The sequence below is a fragment of the Bacillus sp. PPSBB_11 genome, from assembly GCF_038023285.1.
GTDB lineage: Bacteria > Bacillota > Bacilli > Bacillales > Bacillaceae > Bacillus > Bacillus altitudinis.
This window is the reverse complement of record NZ_CP150633.1, coordinates 3,079,024-3,097,760: the sequence shown is the minus strand read 5'-3', so window position 1 is coordinate 3,097,760 and position 18,737 is coordinate 3,079,024. Positions and strand designations below refer to the sequence as shown.

15 protein-coding genes are annotated in these 18,737 nt (G+C 41.1%); all 15 read right to left on the bottom strand.

The features are described 5' to 3' along the window. Positions 1-44: 44 nt before the first annotated feature. The 15 genes from V7L95_RS15145 to V7L95_RS15075 all read right to left on the bottom strand — a co-directional run bounded on the left by V7L95_RS15145 (position 45) and on the right by V7L95_RS15075 (position 18,586). Complete coding sequence (locus V7L95_RS15145; RefSeq protein ID WP_007499472.1) at positions 45-1,226, bottom strand: glycine C-acetyltransferase; 1,182 nt, start codon at positions 1,224-1,226, stop codon at positions 45-47. Continuing rightward, complete coding sequence (gene tdh / locus V7L95_RS15140; RefSeq protein WP_206116203.1) at positions 1,223-2,287, bottom strand: L-threonine 3-dehydrogenase; 1,065 nt, start codon at positions 2,285-2,287, stop codon at positions 1,223-1,225. The genes V7L95_RS15145 and tdh overlap by 4 nt, the downstream gene beginning before the upstream one ends. 176 nt (positions 2,288-2,463) lie before the next feature. Beyond that, on the bottom strand, positions 2,464-5,508 hold the full coding sequence (locus V7L95_RS15135; protein ID WP_046343561.1) for an efflux RND transporter permease subunit: 3,045 nt from the start codon (positions 5,506-5,508) through the stop codon (positions 2,464-2,466). Positions 5,509-5,711: 203 nt separating this feature from the next. Further along, positions 5,712-5,972 carry a stage V sporulation protein SpoVS gene (gene spoVS / locus V7L95_RS15130; protein WP_003211281.1) on the bottom strand — a complete coding sequence of 87 codons (261 nt, stop codon included), beginning with the start codon at positions 5,970-5,972 and terminating at the stop codon, positions 5,712-5,714. 202 nt (positions 5,973-6,174) lie between these two features. Then, positions 6,175-6,969 carry a TIGR00282 family metallophosphoesterase gene (locus V7L95_RS15125; RefSeq protein WP_019744184.1) on the bottom strand — a complete coding sequence of 265 codons (795 nt, stop codon included), beginning with the start codon at positions 6,967-6,969 and terminating at the stop codon, positions 6,175-6,177. 90 nt (positions 6,970-7,059) lie between these two features. Next, positions 7,060-8,622 carry a ribonuclease Y gene (gene rny, locus V7L95_RS15120; protein WP_003211958.1) on the bottom strand — a complete coding sequence of 521 codons (1,563 nt, stop codon included), beginning with the start codon at positions 8,620-8,622 and terminating at the stop codon, positions 7,060-7,062. 300 nt (positions 8,623-8,922) lie between these two features. Further along, the gene (gene recA, locus V7L95_RS15115) at positions 8,923-9,966 is read right to left on the bottom strand and encodes a recombinase RecA (protein WP_007499478.1); all 1,044 of its coding nucleotides are present in this window, start codon (positions 9,964-9,966) and stop codon (positions 8,923-8,925) included. Positions 9,967-10,143: 177 nt separating this feature from the next. Then, positions 10,144-11,394, bottom strand: coding sequence for a competence/damage-inducible protein A (locus V7L95_RS15110; protein ID WP_007499480.1), 1,251 nt, complete (start codon positions 11,392-11,394; stop codon positions 10,144-10,146). Between the two features lie 16 nt (positions 11,395-11,410). Beyond that, the gene (gene pgsA / locus V7L95_RS15105; protein ID WP_008344688.1) at positions 11,411-11,992 is read right to left on the bottom strand and encodes a CDP-diacylglycerol--glycerol-3-phosphate 3-phosphatidyltransferase; all 582 of its coding nucleotides are present in this window, start codon (positions 11,990-11,992) and stop codon (positions 11,411-11,413) included. A 73-nt stretch (positions 11,993-12,065) separates the two neighbouring features. Continuing rightward, a complete protein-coding gene (locus V7L95_RS15100) occupies positions 12,066-12,977 on the bottom strand; it encodes a helix-turn-helix domain-containing protein (protein ID WP_072367246.1) in 912 nt (303 codons plus the stop codon). 23 nt (positions 12,978-13,000) lie between these two features. Continuing rightward, positions 13,001-13,792, bottom strand: a complete 792-nt coding sequence (locus V7L95_RS15095) for a DUF3388 domain-containing protein (protein ID WP_003211480.1) — start codon at positions 13,790-13,792, stop codon at positions 13,001-13,003. 131 nt (positions 13,793-13,923) lie between these two features. Next, entirely contained in the window at positions 13,924-14,181 is a 258-nt protein-coding gene (locus V7L95_RS15090; RefSeq protein ID WP_008344693.1) for a DUF3243 domain-containing protein, read from the bottom strand. Positions 14,182-14,254: 73 nt separating this feature from the next. Continuing rightward, positions 14,255-14,983: an SDR family oxidoreductase gene (locus tag V7L95_RS15085; protein WP_017359052.1), complete on the bottom strand. Its 729-nt coding sequence runs from the start codon at positions 14,981-14,983 to the stop codon at positions 14,255-14,257. Between the two features lie 29 nt (positions 14,984-15,012). Next, positions 15,013-18,132 (bottom strand): MMPL family transporter, encoded by a 3,120-nt coding sequence (locus tag V7L95_RS15080; RefSeq protein WP_340967052.1) that lies wholly within the window; start codon positions 18,130-18,132, stop codon positions 15,013-15,015. Beyond that, entirely contained in the window at positions 18,110-18,586 is a 477-nt protein-coding gene (locus V7L95_RS15075; RefSeq protein WP_007499493.1) for a MarR family transcriptional regulator, read from the bottom strand. Before V7L95_RS15075 ends, V7L95_RS15080 begins: the two co-directional genes overlap by 23 nt. Positions 18,587-18,737: the final 151 nt, after the last annotated feature.

Here is an 18,737-nt window from a genome sequence, read left to right as displayed (position 1 = left end):
GTCATCAATACTCTTGATCAAAAGAAAAGAGAGCCTCAGCTCTCTCAATCAAGTATATTCAGTTTTTTTGCTTCTTCTTCGATGATTGTCAGTGCACGGTCAAGCTCTTCTTTTGTGTGCTCTGCTGTGATGATGGCTCTAATTCTCGCTTTTCCTTTCGCTACAGTTGGGAAAGCAATGCCTTGAGCGAAAACGCCGCGCTCGATTAATGCTTTTGAAAAACGGAAAGTAAGTGCCTCGTCTCCAATCATCATTGGAATAATAGGCGTTTCTGTTGGTGCCACCTCAAATCCAAGACCGATGACTTTTTCTTTAAAATAGGCAGCGTTCTCCCAAAGAGTTTCAATTCGCTCCGGTTCGTCTAACAGCACTTCAATAGCTTCTTCACAGGCTCTTGTGACAGCCGGCGGATGTGAGGTGCTGAATAAAAATGGTCTTGCTTTATGCTTTAAGTAGTCGATTAAAACGGCAGAACCAGCGACGTAACCGCCTAGCACACCAACTGCCTTACTAAGTGTGCCAACCTGAATATGCACTCTGCCGTCAAGTTGAAAATGATTCACTGTTCCGCGGCCATTTTCACCAAGTACTCCAGACGCATGGGCATCGTCTACCATCACAAAGGCATCATATGCTTCTGCAAGTCTTACAATCTCAGGAAGGGGTGCAATATCTCCATCCATTGAGAACACACCATCTGTCACGATAAGACGGACGCGGTAATTCATCGATTTCTTTAAAATTTTCTCAAGCTCTTCCATATTAGAATGAGCATATACTTTTTTATCTGCCTTTGTTAAGCGAATCCCATCGATGATTGATGCATGGTTCAGCTCATCTGAAATGACAATATCATCTTTTGTGAGAATACTAGATAAGACGCCTTGGTTGGTCGTAAAGCCTGATTGGAATACGAGGGCTGCCTCTGTCTTTTTAAAAGCTGCGAGCTTTTTTTCAAGCCGTTCATGCATTGTCATCGTTCCAGCAATGGTTCGTACAGATCCTGTTCCAGCACCGAATTCATCAATCGCCTCTTTTGCCGCTTTCATCAGCCTTGGATGTGAGGTGAGACCTAAGTAGTTATTTGAAGAGAGTTGTATGACGGATTGTTCATTTAATGTCACCGTAGATGATTGTTTGGAATCGATTTCTTTCAGTGTTTGATGGGTGCCTTGCTGCTTCATTGTGTCTAATTCATCTTGTAAATACGTAAATTCTTTCATCATTTCGTCCCCCTTTGATATGATGGCATGATCAGTACGACCTTCCCGCACATACCATTTCTCATGAGTTCAAATCCCTTTTCAAAATCTTCAAACGGCAGCGAGTGAGTGATAACCGGCTGTACATCAATGGTATTCGTTCTTAAAAGTTCAGATACTTGACGCCACGTCTCAAACATTTTTCTCCCCGTGATCCCTTGCACGGTTAATCCCCTAAAAACAATTTGATTCGTAATGTCAATGGTTACCCGCCGCTCTGGCAAACTTAGTATATTCACTTTCCCTCCATTTGCACAAGCTTCGAGTGCTTGATTAATCGCAACGGGATGTCCTGACATCTCACACATCACGTCTGCCCCTTCCATCCGCGTGAGCTGCTTGATCATGGCAACAGGATCATCTTTTCCGATATCCACGATATGATCTGCACCCATTTTACGGGCAAGATCCAGTCTGTATTCATTTTTATCAACAGCGAACACTTGGACAGCCCCGGAGGCTTTTGCAACCGCAATCGCCATTAAACCAATGGGCCCGCAGCCAAAAACCGCCACTGACTTTCCTGAAACAGGTGTATGCAGAACTGTATGAACAGCATTTCCAAGCGGTTCTTGAATAGATGCAAGTTCCACTGGCATTTGAGCTGGATTATGCCACACATTTTGTTCTGGTACTTTGACATATTCAGCAAAACAGCCATCAATGTCGACCCCTAAAATTTTCGTTTCGCTACACAAATGCTGCTGACCCGTTAAACACATGTAACACTGATTACAGACAATATGCGTCTCAGCCGATACAAAATCCCCTACTTTTGCTCGAGAGACTTGGTTCCCCGTTTTGACAACTTCCCCTGTGAATTCATGACCAAAAATGTACGGTGCTTTGACTCTCCGCTTCGCCCAATCATCCCAATTATAAATATGCACATCCGTTCCGCATATTGATGTAGCCTTTACCTGGATGAGCACTTCATGATCACTTATTTCTGGAATCGGCATTTGCATCATCGTTGCTCCGTAAGCGCTTTCTTTTTTAACAATCGCTTTCATCGTTCCACACATGACGTACAACCCCTTTGTTAAAAAACTTCTCCCAATCCGATCTTATCATGTCTTATTTTAGACGTAAATACCGATGTCTTTCAGGAGAAGACAAATGAACACTCCACATATTTTTTCAGATATTTTTCTAAAAAAAAAGCAAATCTCCTTTTATTCGGAGATTTGCTTTTAAGTTGTCAGCGTTTTTTTGAAACGGCCACATATAAAGCCGGCACAATCAGTAGTGTCAGAATCGTTGAGAAAAAGACACCTGATACGATGCAGATCGCTAGCGGCTTAAAGAGTGGGTCATTACTTAAAGCAACGGGCATAAGAGCGACAAGTGCTGTAAATGCTGTCAGCAAAATAGGTCTAATCCTTGCTCTCCCCGCTTCAATCACAGCTGCCTGTTGATCGAGACCTTGCTTGCGCCGCTGTTCAATAAATTCAAACAAAACGACTGCATTTCGGACAACAATACCTGCCAATGATACAATCCCCATTGTGGCCATAAAGCTAAACGGCGTTTGAGTGACAAATAGTCCAATAATGGCGCCGGATATCGCTAAGTAAACCGTTCCAAGAACTAAAAGCGGAAGCAGGAGTGAATTGAACTGGAAAGCGATGGTCACATAAATGAGCAGAAGGACTACCCCAAATAAGAGACTAATTTCAATAAAGAATTGAGTTTGATCTTCATTTTCTCCGCCCTGAGAAATGGTCAAATTCTTCGCCGCATCGCTTTTCCCAACTTCATTTACGACTTCCGTCATATCGTCTTTAAACGTATCTGATGCACCAGGATATGCCTTTAACGTGATCGTCGGCATCCCGTTTTCATGAGGAATGCTTTCAAATTGCTCTGTTTCTTTTTCTTTTACGTATCGGCTAAGCGGCTCAAGCTGAGGCATGCCCTCCTCATTTGCACTCACAGGCACCTTGATGTCTTTTAGCTTCAGTCCGTTTTGATGTGTGCTCATGTCTTGTTTCACTACGAGGTCGATGTCATCTGTTCCTTGTTTAAAGGTGCCTAATGGAATTCCTTCTGTAACAAGGCCGAGCTGTCTGCTGACAAACTGAGCAGTGAGCCCATCCTCTGCCATTCGGTCACGATTTAATTCAAATGAGATGGTTTTCACCGGCTGATTGACATCGTCTGTGATCAGGCTCGCTCCGCTTTCTTTCATTTCTTTTGTGAGCTTCTCTTTCACATCAACGAGTTTTGAAAATTGTTCTCCTGCAACAGTGACGGTCACAGGCGCTCCCGTTGGTGGTCCTTGAACAATGGTTTTCATAAAGATATCAGCATCTTTAAATTTCTTTCGCAATGGCTCTGTCATACGATCGATCAATGCCTTGCTTGTCATCTGCTCATTGTCTACTCTGACAACAACCTGACCCGTATGATCACTTGCGTTTGAGATACTTTCATTAAACAAGTTCGGCACTCCGCCGCCTGCAAAAATGGCCGTCTCTTCAATGCCTTTTTGCTGTTTGATCTCTTGTTCAATTTTCTCTAATGTTTCATTCGTTTTATCTAAGGTTATTTCACTTGGCAGTGTCACAGTGACAACCACCTCTTTCTTATTCGCCGCAGGGAAAAACTCAAATGGTGTGGCGAAAATAAGCAAAAAGGCAAGTGTGGCAACGAGCAAACCACTTAATCCAATGAGAAGTGGTCGCTTCACGATGTTTGTCAGTATTCGATCTGCATAAAAATCGGCTAATCTTTTTAATGGTTTGCCTAAAAAGCCCGGTTCTTTTTGAATCTTCTTGTTCTTTCTTTTTCGGTTTGCTGTATATTGATACACGGGCACAAGTGTCAATGAAATGACCATTGACGCAAGTACAGTTGTGACTAGAACAGACGGTAACGCTCGAATAAATGAACCGTTCGCACCAGAAAGGAAAACAAGCGGCAAGAAGGCAAAGACAACAGCCAGTGTTGACGTCAAAATGGATCCAGCCACTTCTTTTACACCTGCAATTGTTCCTTTAAGCGGACTTTCGTATTTTTTCATCTGCCTCAAAATATTATCGTTGACGACAATGGCGTCATCTACAAGTATCCCTAGCGCAATGATAAAGCCAATAATTGAAATTTGATTAAGGTCCACTTGTAAAAACGGTAGCGGGATGGTTCCGATCGTTATGGATAGCGGAATCGCAAGTGAAACGATAAACGCACCACCAATGGTTAGACCAAGTGTGGTGACGACAATGACGGCGATGACGGCCACGATCGCTTCTTTGATTAAATCGTTAAAAATAGCATCTACTTCACTTTTTTGTGAATAGTAGTCTATCCAATCCACACCATTTGGCAGCTCTTTCTCTTTTTCAATGACCGCACTGACTTTGTCATACATTTTAGGAATATCCAGTCCCGGCTTGATATTGACTGTAAATGAATAGGCTGGCTTTCCGTTATATGAAACGATATCACTTTTCTCTTTTTCTACTTCTTTTAAACGACCAAGCTCACCGATTGTAACAGGCTCTCGGCTCGTTTTTGAGAAAATCTCAATCTTTTTCATTTGATCTAAACGATCATAAGCATCAATGGACAGCTTGACCTTTTCTCCATCTGCCTGGACGTCACCTAGAGGAGATGTGTCAAATTCTTGATTGATGGCATTTGTGACATCAGTCACGTTTAACCCGTTATCCTCCAGTTTACTTGAATCCAAGTTCAATATTGCTTGTTTGTCATTGAACCCTTTGATGACGACACCATCAACACCTTTGATGTCCTCCACTTTTTCTTTTAACGCACGCAGCGATTCCTGACTTTTTGCTAAATCAGATGAGTTACTTGCTACAATCATATAAGAACCAACTGGCACATTGCCAAACTCATCCTTTACATCTGGCTCCATCACACCATCTGGAAAAGAAGAGGCGGCATTTGTGGTTTCACTCTTGATTTGACTTGCCACCTTTTGAAAATCGGCTTGATCATCAATTTCAAGCACAATATTTGAGAAACCAATAGCAGAAACAGAGCTTGTCTTCTCTACACCATTGATATCAGAAATGGCCGACTCGAGCTTATTGGTGACATCACTTTCTACCTGTTTTGCATCAGCACCAGGGAAAACAGTCGAAATGGTTACAATATTTGCTTGAAACTCTGGCAGTTCTCGTTTAGGAAGCTGTGTAAACAAATAACCTCCAGCAATGAGAACGATAAAAAATAAAATAAAAACAAGCTTTCCCCTTTTTAAAAAAGCTTCAATCATTATTTCACCTACTTAAATATTTATTTTTGATGAAGTATTTTCAACTTAATCTTAATTTATCATCATGGTGAAAAAATGCAAGCTCTAATATGTCATTTTCTATCTATTTTGTGAAAGAAATATGTTATATGAGAAATGTATAGCGGTAAACAAAAACAACCTGCTTACATGATGTAAGCAGGTTGAAAATAATAAAATTAGAATTATCGTGGTTCAACAATCAGTTTGATTGCTGTTCTTTCTTCTCCATCGATAAGAATGTCAGTAAAGGCTGGTATGCATATCAAATCCACTCCGCTAGGCGCAACAAATCCCCTTGCAATGGCGACAGCCTTGACCGCCTGATTCAGTGCTCCAGCGCCGATAGCCTGTATTTCCGCTGCACCGCGTTCACGTAAAACGCCGGCTAATGCTCCTGCTACTGAATTTGGATTTGACTTTGCTGAAACTTTTAAAATTTCCATTTTTGCTCCCCCTTAAATTTACAATGGATAAGTGAGTGTTCATTAGAACAATCTTTGTTAGATGTTGCTATTTTTTTGAAAATCCATCCCCAAAATGTTTTTCAAAAATAGCAGGCTACCTACCATTTTTACTATATTCACGATAGAGGGCGCATATTCCTTCTTTCTGATTAATATTTTTCTGAAATAAATATGTGAACATTTATTCAAAGAAAATATGGTCATCATTTATCAAAATTCGATCAATTTTGACAGCTTTTTTCGACGGTTCGTCAATTTCTACGATCACTGCACTTAATGTCGTGCGGCCTTCTGCAATTTCAAAACGGACAGGGAGGCTCGTTTTAAATCGTTTAATAATCGTTTCCCGATCAACACCTAAAATACCGTCATAAGGACCAGTCATGCCAACATCCGAAATATAAGCAGTTCCTTTTGGCAAGACGCGGTTATCTGCTGTTTGAACATGTGTATGCGTTCCAACGACACATGATGCACGGCCGTCTGTATACCAGCCCATTGCTTGCTTTTCACTTGTGGCTTCACCATGAAAATCAATAAAAATAAATGGTGTACGTTTTGAAGCTTCTGCTATGAGCTCATCTACTTTTTGAAATGGGCAGTCAATCGGAGGTAAAAATGTGCGGCCTTGCAAGTTGATGACAGCTAGTTCTTTACCTTGTTTTTTAATAAAAGTGAGACCTTTCCCTGGTGTACCTTGCGGGAAGTTTGCCGGACGAACAATATGGGGTGCATCATCGATGAAATCGAAAATGTCTCTTTTATCCCATGTATGGTTCCCCATCGTGAGCACATCAGCCCCAGCTTGAAGCAGCTCGTGATAGATTTTCTCTGTGAGTCCTTTCCCATGAGCCGCATTTTCTCCATTGACAATCGTAAAGTGTGGCTGGTATTTTTTCTTTAGCTTTGGCAAATATTCTTTCAGTGTATCTCTGCCAGGTGAACCAACGATATCTCCAACAAATAATATTTTCATACAATTTTGAACCCTTTCTCTTATAAAATGATCTTCTTATCAGTGTTGCATATTTACACAAAAAAATAAAGCGGCGCTAAGCGCACCGCTCTATTTTGCATACTCTACTGCGCGAGTTTCTCGAATAACTGTCACTTTAATGTGACCAGGGTAATCGAGCTCGTCCTCAATCCGCTTACGAATATCCCTTGCTAGACGGTGAGCTTCAAGATCATTAATTGAATCTGGCTTCACCATAATACGCACTTCACGTCCAGCTTGTATCGCAAACGATTTTTCAACACCTTCATAAGATTCAGAGATATCTTCTAATTTCTCAAGTCTCCGAATGTAATTTTCAAGCGTCTCACTTCTTGCACCAGGGCGTGCTGCAGATAATGCATCGGCTGCCGCAACAAGAACAGCGATAATAGATGTCGGTTCTTGGTCACCATGGTGAGATGCAATACTGTTGATGACAACAGGATGCTCTTTATATTTCGTCGCAAGCTCAACGCCAATTTCCACGTGGCTTCCTTCTACTTCATGATCAATGGCTTTTCCAATGTCATGCAGAAGACCTGCTCGTTTTGCAAGCTTTGCATCTTCTCCAAGCTCTGAAGCCATGAGACCTGCAAGATGTGCAACCTCAATTGAATGCTTCAGGACATTTTGTCCATAACTTGTACGGAATTTTAAGCGACCGAGAATTTTGATGAGATCCGGATGCAAACCGTGAACTCCGACTTCAAATGTCGTTTGCTCACCCATCTCGCGGATATAATCATCGACTTCACGGCGTGATTTTTCCACCATTTCTTCAATTCGTGCAGGATGAATACGTCCATCCTGGACTAGCTTGTCCAGAGCTATCCTCGCTGTTTCACGTCTTATCGGATCAAAGCCCGATAAGATGACAGCTTCAGGTGTATCATCAATGATCAGGTCAATACCTGTTAACGTTTCTAACGTACGGATATTTCGTCCTTCACGTCCGATAATACGACCTTTCATCTCATCATTTGGAAGATTGACTACAGATACCGTTGTTTCAGCTACATGATCAGCTGCGCAACGCTGTAACGCAAGTGAAAGAATGTTTTTCGCTTTTTTATCAGCCTCTTCTTTCGCCCGGTTTTCAGATTCTTTCGTCATGACTGCAATGTCGTGGGAAAGCTCATTTTCAACTTGATCCAGAATGATTTGTTTCGCTTCATCTCGAGTTAGACTAGAAATACGCTCCAACTCAGCTTTCTGCAAACGAATCATATCATCCACTTTGCTTTCCATCTCTTCAATATGTTGTTGTCGTTCATTCAGAGAATGATCTCTCTTCTCCAACAGGGACTCCCGTTTATCTAAAGATTCGTCCTTGCGATCAAGGTTTTCCTCTTTTTGAAGTAAACGGTTTTCTTGTCTTTGAAGCTCATTACGTCTTTCACGAACTTCTTGCTCCGCCTCTACACGAAACGAATGAATTTCATCTTTCGCTTCTAAGAGTGCTTCTTTCTTCAATGCTTCCGCATCACGCTTTGCATCCTCAACAATTTGTTCGGCCATGTTTCTTGCGCCGGATATTTTTGCTTCTGCAATGGTTTTACGAACAAAGTAGCCAACAACTAAACAGATTAGGCTCAGCAAAATGGAGATGATCGTAAACATCGTAGGCGACATATTTTCACCTCCTCTTGCTATGAACTTGGTTTTACAAATAAAGTGTCGGCATGTACATTGTTTTGTGTCTCAACATACAGGGCCTTCACAGGGAATGAGATCCTCACTGCCCTTGTCAAGTTTAAATTAGTTATCAATCATGTTAAGAAAAACAAGTGATACATTCCCATTGTAATTGTGTCGGAAATACTTGTCAAGCTAGTCAGACTAAGGCGTAAGTCGTTATTTCAAGCAAAGACAGAACTTTTGACCCGCTAGCTGTCATGTAATTGTAAAAAAAAGACGCTTTTCAGCGTCTTTTTAGTCATTCAATTCCAATTCTTCTTGTCCTTCTTCGTCAGTTGATTTCACTCCGTTTGTATCCAAACCGTAGTGCTCCCTGATCTGCTCTTGAATCATAAGAAGAATGTCTTTATTCTCTTTTAGGAATTGCTTCGCATTTTCACGTCCTTGTCCAAGACGTTCCTCTTGATAAGAATACCAAGCCCCGCTCTTTTGTACGATATCTAGTTCGCTTCCAAGGTCGATGATTTCTCCCTCTTTCGAGATACCTTCACCGTACATAATGTCTACTTCGGCAATACGGAATGGCGGTGCCACTTTGTTTTTCACAACTTTAATTCTCGTTTTGTTCCCCATAATGTCGTTCCCTTGTTTCAACTGTTCAGCACGGCGTACTTCTAAACGAACAGATGAATAGAACTTAAGTGCACGTCCACCAGGCGTTGTTTCAGGATTACCAAACATAACCCCTACTTTTTCACGAATTTGGTTAATAAAGATCGCAATTGTTTTTGATTTGTTGATAGCACCAGATAGTTTACGAAGTGCTTGAGACATCAAACGTGCTTGAAGACCAACGTGTGAATCTCCCATGTCTCCTTCGATCTCTGCTTTTGGTACAAGAGCAGCTACTGAGTCAATGACAACAATATCAACTGCACCACTACGAACAAGTGCTTCTGCAATTTCAAGTGCTTGTTCTCCTGTATCCGGCTGAGAAAGCAATAACTCATCAATGTTGACACCTAATTTTTGAGCGTAAACTGGATCTAGCGCATGCTCCGCATCGATAAATGCAGCTTGTCCTCCCTGCTGCTGAACCTCAGCAATCGCATGAAGCGCTACTGTCGTTTTACCAGAACTCTCTGGACCATATACTTCAATAATACGGCCGCGAGGGTATCCACCTATTCCAAGCGCAGTATCAAGTGCTAACGAACCACTAGGTACTGTTGAAATACGTGTATCTGTTTGCTCTCCTAGTTTCATAATAGAGCCTTTACCAAACTGTTTTTCTATTTGTTTAAGAGCCATATCTAAGGCTGCTTGACGATCACTCATTCTATTGTTTCCTCCTTTATCAATTCCACTATCTATACTATACCTTGTTTTACGTCATTTGCCAAGAAAAAAACGAACACATATTCGATTTTTTCTTGGCAGATTATTTAAGAAAAGAGCTGTTTCTATTAGAAAAAACGCTCTTTTATAAAGGAGTAAACCTCATAAAAACCAAAATTAACTTTCTTTTAATAATTTGAGAAGGTGGTGCAAACCATATTTCACAGCACGCTTGCGAATGCCTGATCGACTGCCAGTAAACATCCATTCAAACACGTCTGTCTGATCTTTTGTCGATAGCCCGATAAATACTTTTCCAACCGGCTGTCCTTCATGTGGTTCAGGACCTGCCACACCTGTAAAGCTAATACCGATATCGCTTCCCGTCAGTTTTCTAACGCCTTCTGCGAGCTCTAACGCACACTCTTTGCTGACAGCACCATGAGAAGACAATGTTTCTTCACGGCAGCCCAGCACTTGCTGCTTGACTTGATTTGTGTAACAAACCACACTACCGTTTAAAATGGATGATGCCCCTTCGAGATCTGTCAGCCACTCTGAAAACATACCACCAGTCAGGCTTTCAGCTGCTGCTACTGTTTTCCCGTGTTCATGCAAGGCCTTTGAAGCTTCAAAGGCAAGAGATGTATCACCATATCCGTAGAAGTACTCGCCGACCCGTTCTAAAATTTGTGCTTCTGTTTCTTTTAACAGACGCTCTGTTTCTTTTTCATCCTCATGCTTGGCTGTCAGCCTTAGCGTCACTTCCCCGTCAGCTGCAAGCGGTGCAATCGTCGGATTGGTCTGTGCATCAATTAAATCTTCAAGATCTGTTTCCAGCTGAGATTCACCGATGCCAAAGAAACGCAAGACAACAGACACGATTTTTTCCTTTAGGCCGAGTTTTTCAGAAATAAGCGGCTTCGCTTCGTTTTCAAACATCGGATGCAATTCACTTGGCGGTCCAGGGAGCAGAATGTAAAACGTATCTCCCTCTTGTATAAACATACCAGGTGCCATTCCGAAACGGTTTACGAGCACATCAGATCCCTCTAGAACGAGCGCCTGTTTACGGTTGTTCGGTGACATATCACGTCCGGTTTTACGGAAGTATTCTTGAATAGACTCAAATGCTTCTTCATTTAGCACAAGCTCTTTACCGAGCGTACTCGCAATGGTTTCTTTTGTTAAATCATCTTTCGTTGGTCCAAGACCCCCTGAGAAGATAATAAAATTCGATCTTTCCTGTGCCACTTGAATGGCCCTTTTTAAACGCTCTGGATTGTCACCAACTGCTGTGTGGTAATAAACATTCACACCAATTTCAGCTAGTTGTTTGCTGATGAATTGTGCATTCGTATTCGTAATTTGCCCTAGCAAAAGTTCGGAACCGACTGCAATAATTTCTGCTTTTCTCTCTGACTTCAAAGCGTACACGTCCTTTTTAGTTAGAATTCTTTAAGGCTTCCCAGTTTTTCGCAAAGTAATCCCAGCCTGAGACAACAGTGAAGAACACCGCTACCCACATAGCAAGATCACCAAATGGGAATGATACAAGTTCAAACGGCAGGTTATGCAAAAGAAGTGCCGAAATCGCAATGATTTGCGCCCACGTCTTCACTTTTCCAAGCATATTGGCTGCGACCACTTCACCGCCTCCAGCTAAGACAAGCCTTAGACCTGTTACAGCAAATTCACGGCTAATGATTACAATTGCCATCCATGCCGGTGTGAGATTGTATTGAACAAGTATAATTAAAGCCGCTGAAACAAGCAATTTATCTGCAAGCGGATCTAAAAACTTACCAAAGTTTGTGACTAAATTGAGCTTACGTGCATAGTAACCATCAATCCAGTCGGTTGTCGAAGCGACAATAAACAAGATCGCTCCAACAAGGTGAGTGACTTCGATGCTGACGTCACCAAAGCGCGCAACACCCCAATCTAATGGAGCAAGCATAATCAACATAAACACAGGAATCAAGGCGATCCTAGAAAGAGTAATTTTATTCGGTAAGTTAAACATGAATTCCAATCCTCCAATAAAGCATTTTTTTATGTATATAATAGTAGGAACAAAAGAAAAGTCATCTACTTGCTTAAGATGACTTTTCCTTTCCTTTATTCACAATCACAATGTTTTGTGTCATGGTGTTTTTAGGGTCTAATTCGTACTTCAGCGTTTCGTCATTGACTTTAATATCGATTCCCGATGCATTTCCTAAGCGGATATCGACTTGGGAAAGATCAGTCAAGTCTGTTTTAAACGATTCGCCATCTTTCAATTCACCCATCTTCAGCACTTTTCCAGATTCGTCTCTCACACGAAGCCATGAAGCTTGTGAGGCAGAAATGGTTAGCTCCATCTCTTCTGCACCTGATACTTCATACGTTGTCGTAGAACCCTCTGTATTCGTCGCCTTCAAAGAAACATCTTTATCGTCTTTAGATGAATCCTTTGAGGAATCGTCTTTTTCAGATGATTTTTCTTGATCATCTGACGAAGCTTTTTCCTTTTTCTTTTGATCCTTTGCAAGCGATGAATCCTTAGACACTTCGTATTTTGATTCTGATTGCTGAGGAGCCGCCTGATTATTTTTCTGTCCGCTATCATGATTAACCGCTTGAACGATCACATAAATGATAGCGATCACCACAAGGATCCCTCCAATGATTAAAATCGTCGGAAGCAGCTCCAGTACCTTTGAGGCAGGCTTTGGCAGCTCTCGTTGCGGTTTAATATTTGATAATTTATCAGACACTTCATCGTTATACGTGCTTGGTACATCTTTACGAAACTCTTCGAACAATTGTTCAGGATTCAGTCCAACGGCTTCAGCATATTGTTTAATAAACGCTCTGACGTAAAATTTACCTGGAATGATATCATAGTTTCCTTGTTCTATTGCTAGCAAATAGCGCTTTTGGATTTTGGTAGCCGCCATCAAATCCTCCAGCGACATCCCTTTTTCCTCTCTGGCCTCAACGAGCCGTTTTCCCAATTCAGTCAAAACAAACACCTACCATTACCATATTAAAAATCGAAGCCAGAAAAACCAGAATGATCAAACACTTGTGGTTCTTCAGCGTGCTCGTATGTAATTTCTTCGTCTGCACTATTACGCAATTCAATGATGTAGTCGAAATCATCCATTGTATATTCTGAATTTTGAATAAAGATATCTGGATGCTCTACCACCTTTGTAGCAGGCAGTCTCATAATTTCTCTTAAAAGCTGCAAGTGCTTTTCAGAACCTCTTCTTGTCGACACAATCCCATCAATAATAAAGACGTTATCTGGGCTGTATTCATCTGCAATCAGCTGACTGCGAATGGTCTGTTTCAAAAGAGTCGACGATACAAACAGCCATCTCTTACTGGCACATACACTTGAAGCAACAATTGATTCTGTTTTTCCAACCCGCGGCATTCCGCGAATTCCAATCAATTTATGTCCTTCTTTTTTAAATAATTCAGCCATAAAATCGACAAGTAGACCAAGCTCGTCCCTTTCAAAACGGAACGTCTTTTTGTCATCCGCATCACGCTGAATGTATCTTCCATGACGAACAGCTAAACGGTCACGAAGTTTTGGCTGTCTTAGTTTCGTTACTTTTATCGTTTCCATTGTATTTAAAATTGATTCAAGCCGCTTAATTTGATCTGTGTGGTCACATCGAAGAAGCATGCCGCGTCTTGATACATCAACACCATTAATTGTCACAATATTAATTGAAAGCATCCCCATTAAAGAAGAAATGTCTCCTAAAAGTCCGGGACGGTTCACCTGTATCTCATATTCAAAATACCATTCGAGCTTTGCCAAATGATATTACCCCCTTCATTGTGGCAAATTTTTACCTTCCTTTATCATAAAGCATTTTCACATTTTTAGAAAGCACAATGTTGTGAAACGGTTAAAATAAAAAGAGAGGCACAAACGACCTCTCTTTTTGTTTAGTGCGAGCTATTATTTTCAACTAGCTTGACCATCATGTTTGCAATGGCACGCTGTTCATCTTCTGATGCAACGCTCCAAAGGTCAGAAAGTACTCTTTCTTGCTCATTCTTTGCTTCAACTTCATTAGCCAGGTATCCGCCAATTTCATACGCAAGGTTATTGATGGTATCATCTGATAAACCTTTATCCTGTGCATGATTTAAACGGTCACCTAAAAAGTTTTTCCAATGGTCCCAGCTCTCAAGTACAGACATGTCGATTCCTCCATTCGAAAAGATGAATTACAGCCATAGCTTTTGTCATGGAGAGACGAATTATACACGTTTTTTAACAGTACCAGCCGCCATTCACAGATAAAATTTGACCTGTGATATAACTTGACTGCTTGGAGGCAAGAAACCAAATGGCATCGGCTATCTCTTCAGGTGCGGCAAGACGGCCGAGTGGAATCTCCTCTTCCATCATCGCAAGGTCTTCTTGTGTGAAGCTTTTCATCATATCAGTCTGAACCGCACCTGGTGAGACTGCATTTGCTCTAATTCCACTTGGGGCAAGCTCTTTGGCAAGCCCCTTAATGAAGGCATTTTGAGCACCCTTGACCATACTGTACAGTACTTCACACGAGGCACCCGTTTCCCCCCATATTGAGCTAACCGCAATAATATGTCCTGACTTTTTTTGGATCATGGCAGGCAAAATGGATTGGGTAAGCTCATATGGACTTGTCACATGAAGCTGCACCATGCTGGCTAGAACTTCTTTTTCAGTATCTGTCACTAAACCAACATGACTCTTTCCGCTATTTAAAACAAGAATATCTGGATCAAGCGGCAGGCGGCTGACAAGCTCTGCTGCTCCGCCTGTTTTCGCTAAATCAGCTTGAACGACGTACGTTTCTACTTGATATGTTTCTTTGAGATCGGCGGAAAGACGACTAGCCGCTTCTTCATTTTGATGATAATGGAGCATCAGATGGCAGCCTTCTTGGGCAAGCTTTTTGGCTGTCGCCTGCCCAATTCCGCCACTGGCACCAGTAATCAGTGCCCAACGACTCATACTTTGTTCCTACTTTCTTTATGGAATCCTTATTCTTTTCGTTTAAATGGGAACCAATTCGCTGATCCGAACAATTTGACCATCACAGGTACGAACAATGGTAGCACAACGAGTGCATACAATAAAAGTCCAGTTAGAACAAGTGTTGCAATTTGTAAGAGTGACAATACACCTGATGGCAGCATCGCTGCAAATGTTCCTGCCAAAATGACGGCAGCAGACATAATAACAGATCCCATATTTTTCATTGATTCAGTCATGGCAAACTGGATGTCTTTTGTTTTGTATTCATTGAACCGTTCCATTAAGAAAATCGAATAATCGACTCCAAGCGCCATTAAGATGACAAAGCCAAAGAATGGAACAGCCCAGTTGATGCCTGGATATCCAAAGAAATGGGTAAAAATAAATTCTGTTACACCAATGGCGGTAAAGTACGTTAAAATCAGCGAGCCTACTAAGTAAAGCGGCATCACGAGAGAACGGAACAGAATCACTAGTATCAGGAAAATACCGATCATCATGTAAAGAACCGTCTTATTGAAGTCTTGGTCTGACAGCTGTTTTAAATCAGCGTTCATACTTGAAACACCAGATACGCCAAATGAAACATCTTTTAGGTTTGTTTCAGGAAGTGCACGTTTGACCGAAGCTTCTACTTGTTTAATTGTTTTCATGGCTTCGTTTCCATATGGATTGTCTTCTAAAATGACATCAATCTTTGTCATCTTGCGGTCATCCGACATATAGGAATCGAACACTTGCTTGAATGCTTTATTTTTTAGGACATCTTTTGGAATAAACCAACCGGCCATGTCTTGATCTGGCGCGTTTTTCAGTTCATCTAAGTAGTCTCCTGCACCCATTAAGCCGTTTGAAATTTTCTCAAGGCCGTCTACACTTTTGTTTAGACCATCCGTCAGCTTGGTCAGATCGTCACCAAAGCCGCCAATTTTTTCTTTCATTTGTTTTTGACCATTAATGATGTCGCCGGCTCCATTTGCAAGTTTAGGCATACTATCAGCTAACTTTCCTTGGCCTTTAGACGTTTGATCTAGCCCGTTTTCAATGGCTTCTAAGCCAGCAATCAGCTCATCAATTTGATTTGTAAACACTTTTTGCTGCTCTGAAGCTTTTGCGATAAAAGCATCTGCTGCTTCAAGCTGTTTTTTTGCTTCTTTTGCTTGTTTTGCATAGCTGTCAGCCTGTTTGGCTCCTTCTTGCAAGGTAGTAGAAAGTTCCTTATATGAAGCTTTGATGGCTTGATATGATTGATTTTCTTTCACTTGCGGAATTTGCTGCTCAAGTGTACTGAATTGTTTATTCGCTTGACTGATCAAAGCTTTCACATCCGCTGCGGCAGAGGATGACGTATCGACTTGTGCCAATGCGGCTTTTAATTCTTTGGAAATGCTTTTATACAGTGCCACTTGCTGATTCACTTGTGCGACTTGATCTGTTAATTCCTTTTTCGCACCCTTTATTCTTTCTTTAATTTCAGAAACGCCTTTTTTGTTTTGATCGATATAGGTTTGCAGTTCTCTCATCGTTTTTTCGACGTTTTGAATACCTGATTTTACGGATTCGGTTCCAGAAATCAATTTGTTAATGCCTTTTCCTGATGCTTTAATTTGTGGTGTTTGATCCTCGATGGATTTACTCATGGTTGTAAGAGCATCTTGGATCTTTTTCAACCCTTCGTTACTTTTATCAAGCCCGCTATTTAGCTCTTTGGCTTGAGATTTCACGTACAGATCATTCAGCCCTTTACCAACAGGACGAGTGGCACTTCTCACTTTACTCACGCCATCTGTTTGTTCAATGGCGCGGCTTAGTTTTTCAACAGCAATCAGACCTTCGTTATTGTCTAAAAGATCGGATGATTTCACGACAACGGTTGCTGGAAGAGCTTCACCTGGTCCAAATTTGTCAGAGATCGTATTAAATGCATTGACGGATTCGTATTTATTGCCGATTTCGTCTAGGTTGTTATATGAAAGTGTTCCTTTATACATAAGAATCGCTGGAAGGGTAATAATTGCAACGATTAGCAAGCTGAGAAGTGGTTTCTTAAATGAAAAACGACCGGCTGTTTCCCACATTTTCGATTGTGGGTGGGCAATATCGCCTTTGATCGGCCAAAATAACACTTTTCCTAAAACCGCCATAAAGAATGGAACGACAGTGAGCAGTGCCACAATTAACACGGCAACACCAACCGCCACGGCGACAGCTGATTTATACAGTTGGAATTCAGCTAAACCGATACATGTAAAACCAATGAGGACAGCAATTCCGCTGAATAAAACGGTTTTACCTGCCGTCTTATATGTTGTAATAATCGCCTCAATCTTATCTTTTCCGTGAGATAGTTCTTCTTTAAACCGGCTTAGCAACAGGATGCAGTAGTCGGTTCCAATCCCAAACATGATGGCGACCATAAAAATTTGGGTAAAGGTCGAGAGCGGAAAATCAACATACTTTACTAGGTAAGCCACAATGGATTGACTGACCAAATAGGAAAGCGCCACGGCCACTAAAGGAACGAACGGTGCCACTGCGGATCTAAAGACAAGCACAAGAACAATTAAAATAAACCCAATTGTAATGAATTCTGTTTTTTTCAGACCTTCTTGTGAGCTTGTGATGACATCATCGTCGATTAGCGGCTGCCCTGTCATTTCAAATTTCAGGTTCAGGCTCTTAAGCTTTTCATTGACTCTTTCTTTAAAATCGGATGCTTTGATTTTGTTCGAGTCGTATGTAACTGGAACAAGAAGTGTTGTTTGATCTTTAGAGAGCATCTGTTTTTTAATATCTTTGTTTGCATCAAAATAAGAAGTGATGTCTTCAACATGGAGATCTTGATCCTTTTCTAAAATCTCCATCGCTTTCTTTAAAGAGGCTTCTCTTTCTTTGACGATATCCTTACCTTGAAAGACAATGACGATCGATTTTTCCGTATCCCCATTTTCAGACATGTTCTTTAATAATTGATCGGCGTAGGAAGAAGGATAACCATCAGGAACAGAAATCTGCCCTTTTTCTTTTGTTAATTGCGCCATATTAGGAGCGGTGATTAATAATACAGCCGCTAGTACGACCCAAAGGATCGTGATCAGCCATCTACCCTTTATGATTGCTCTCATTACTATGTTGTGCCTCCTCTTCGATGATAATTTGATAAATCTTTTCATATGTTTGAATAAATGATTCGATTTCTTTTTCATCAAATTTTTCTAAATATGACCGAACAAGATCCTGAAGCTGCTTTTCCATTCGGCTGACTACATCTTTTCCTTCGGGCGTTACATAGAGATGAACGTTTCTTCGGTCAGCTTGATCATGCTCACGATAAATATAATCTTTATTAAAAAGACGATTGGTCATGGATGTCACAGCACTTTTGTTGACATTACATTCGATGGCAAGGTCTGTTGATGTACATCCTGGGTGTAAATTGATGTATCGAAGCGAGTAATATTGATCAAGTGTCAGTTCTTTATCGAGCTTTTCCGTGATCATACTCGATACTTTTTTCTCCATCATGAGATAGACGTCCGCATATCTCTGGATGAGCTGGGCAATTTTATTTTGTACCATATGCTGCTCCTTTAGTTTGATTGTTTAACTATTAAAGAGTTTAACTAATACCCAAAACAATTGTCAATCAATATCTTCGCATATAAAGCGCTTTCTTTAGCTGGACACAAAAAAGACAAACTCTTATACGTTGAGTTTGTCTTTTTTTCAT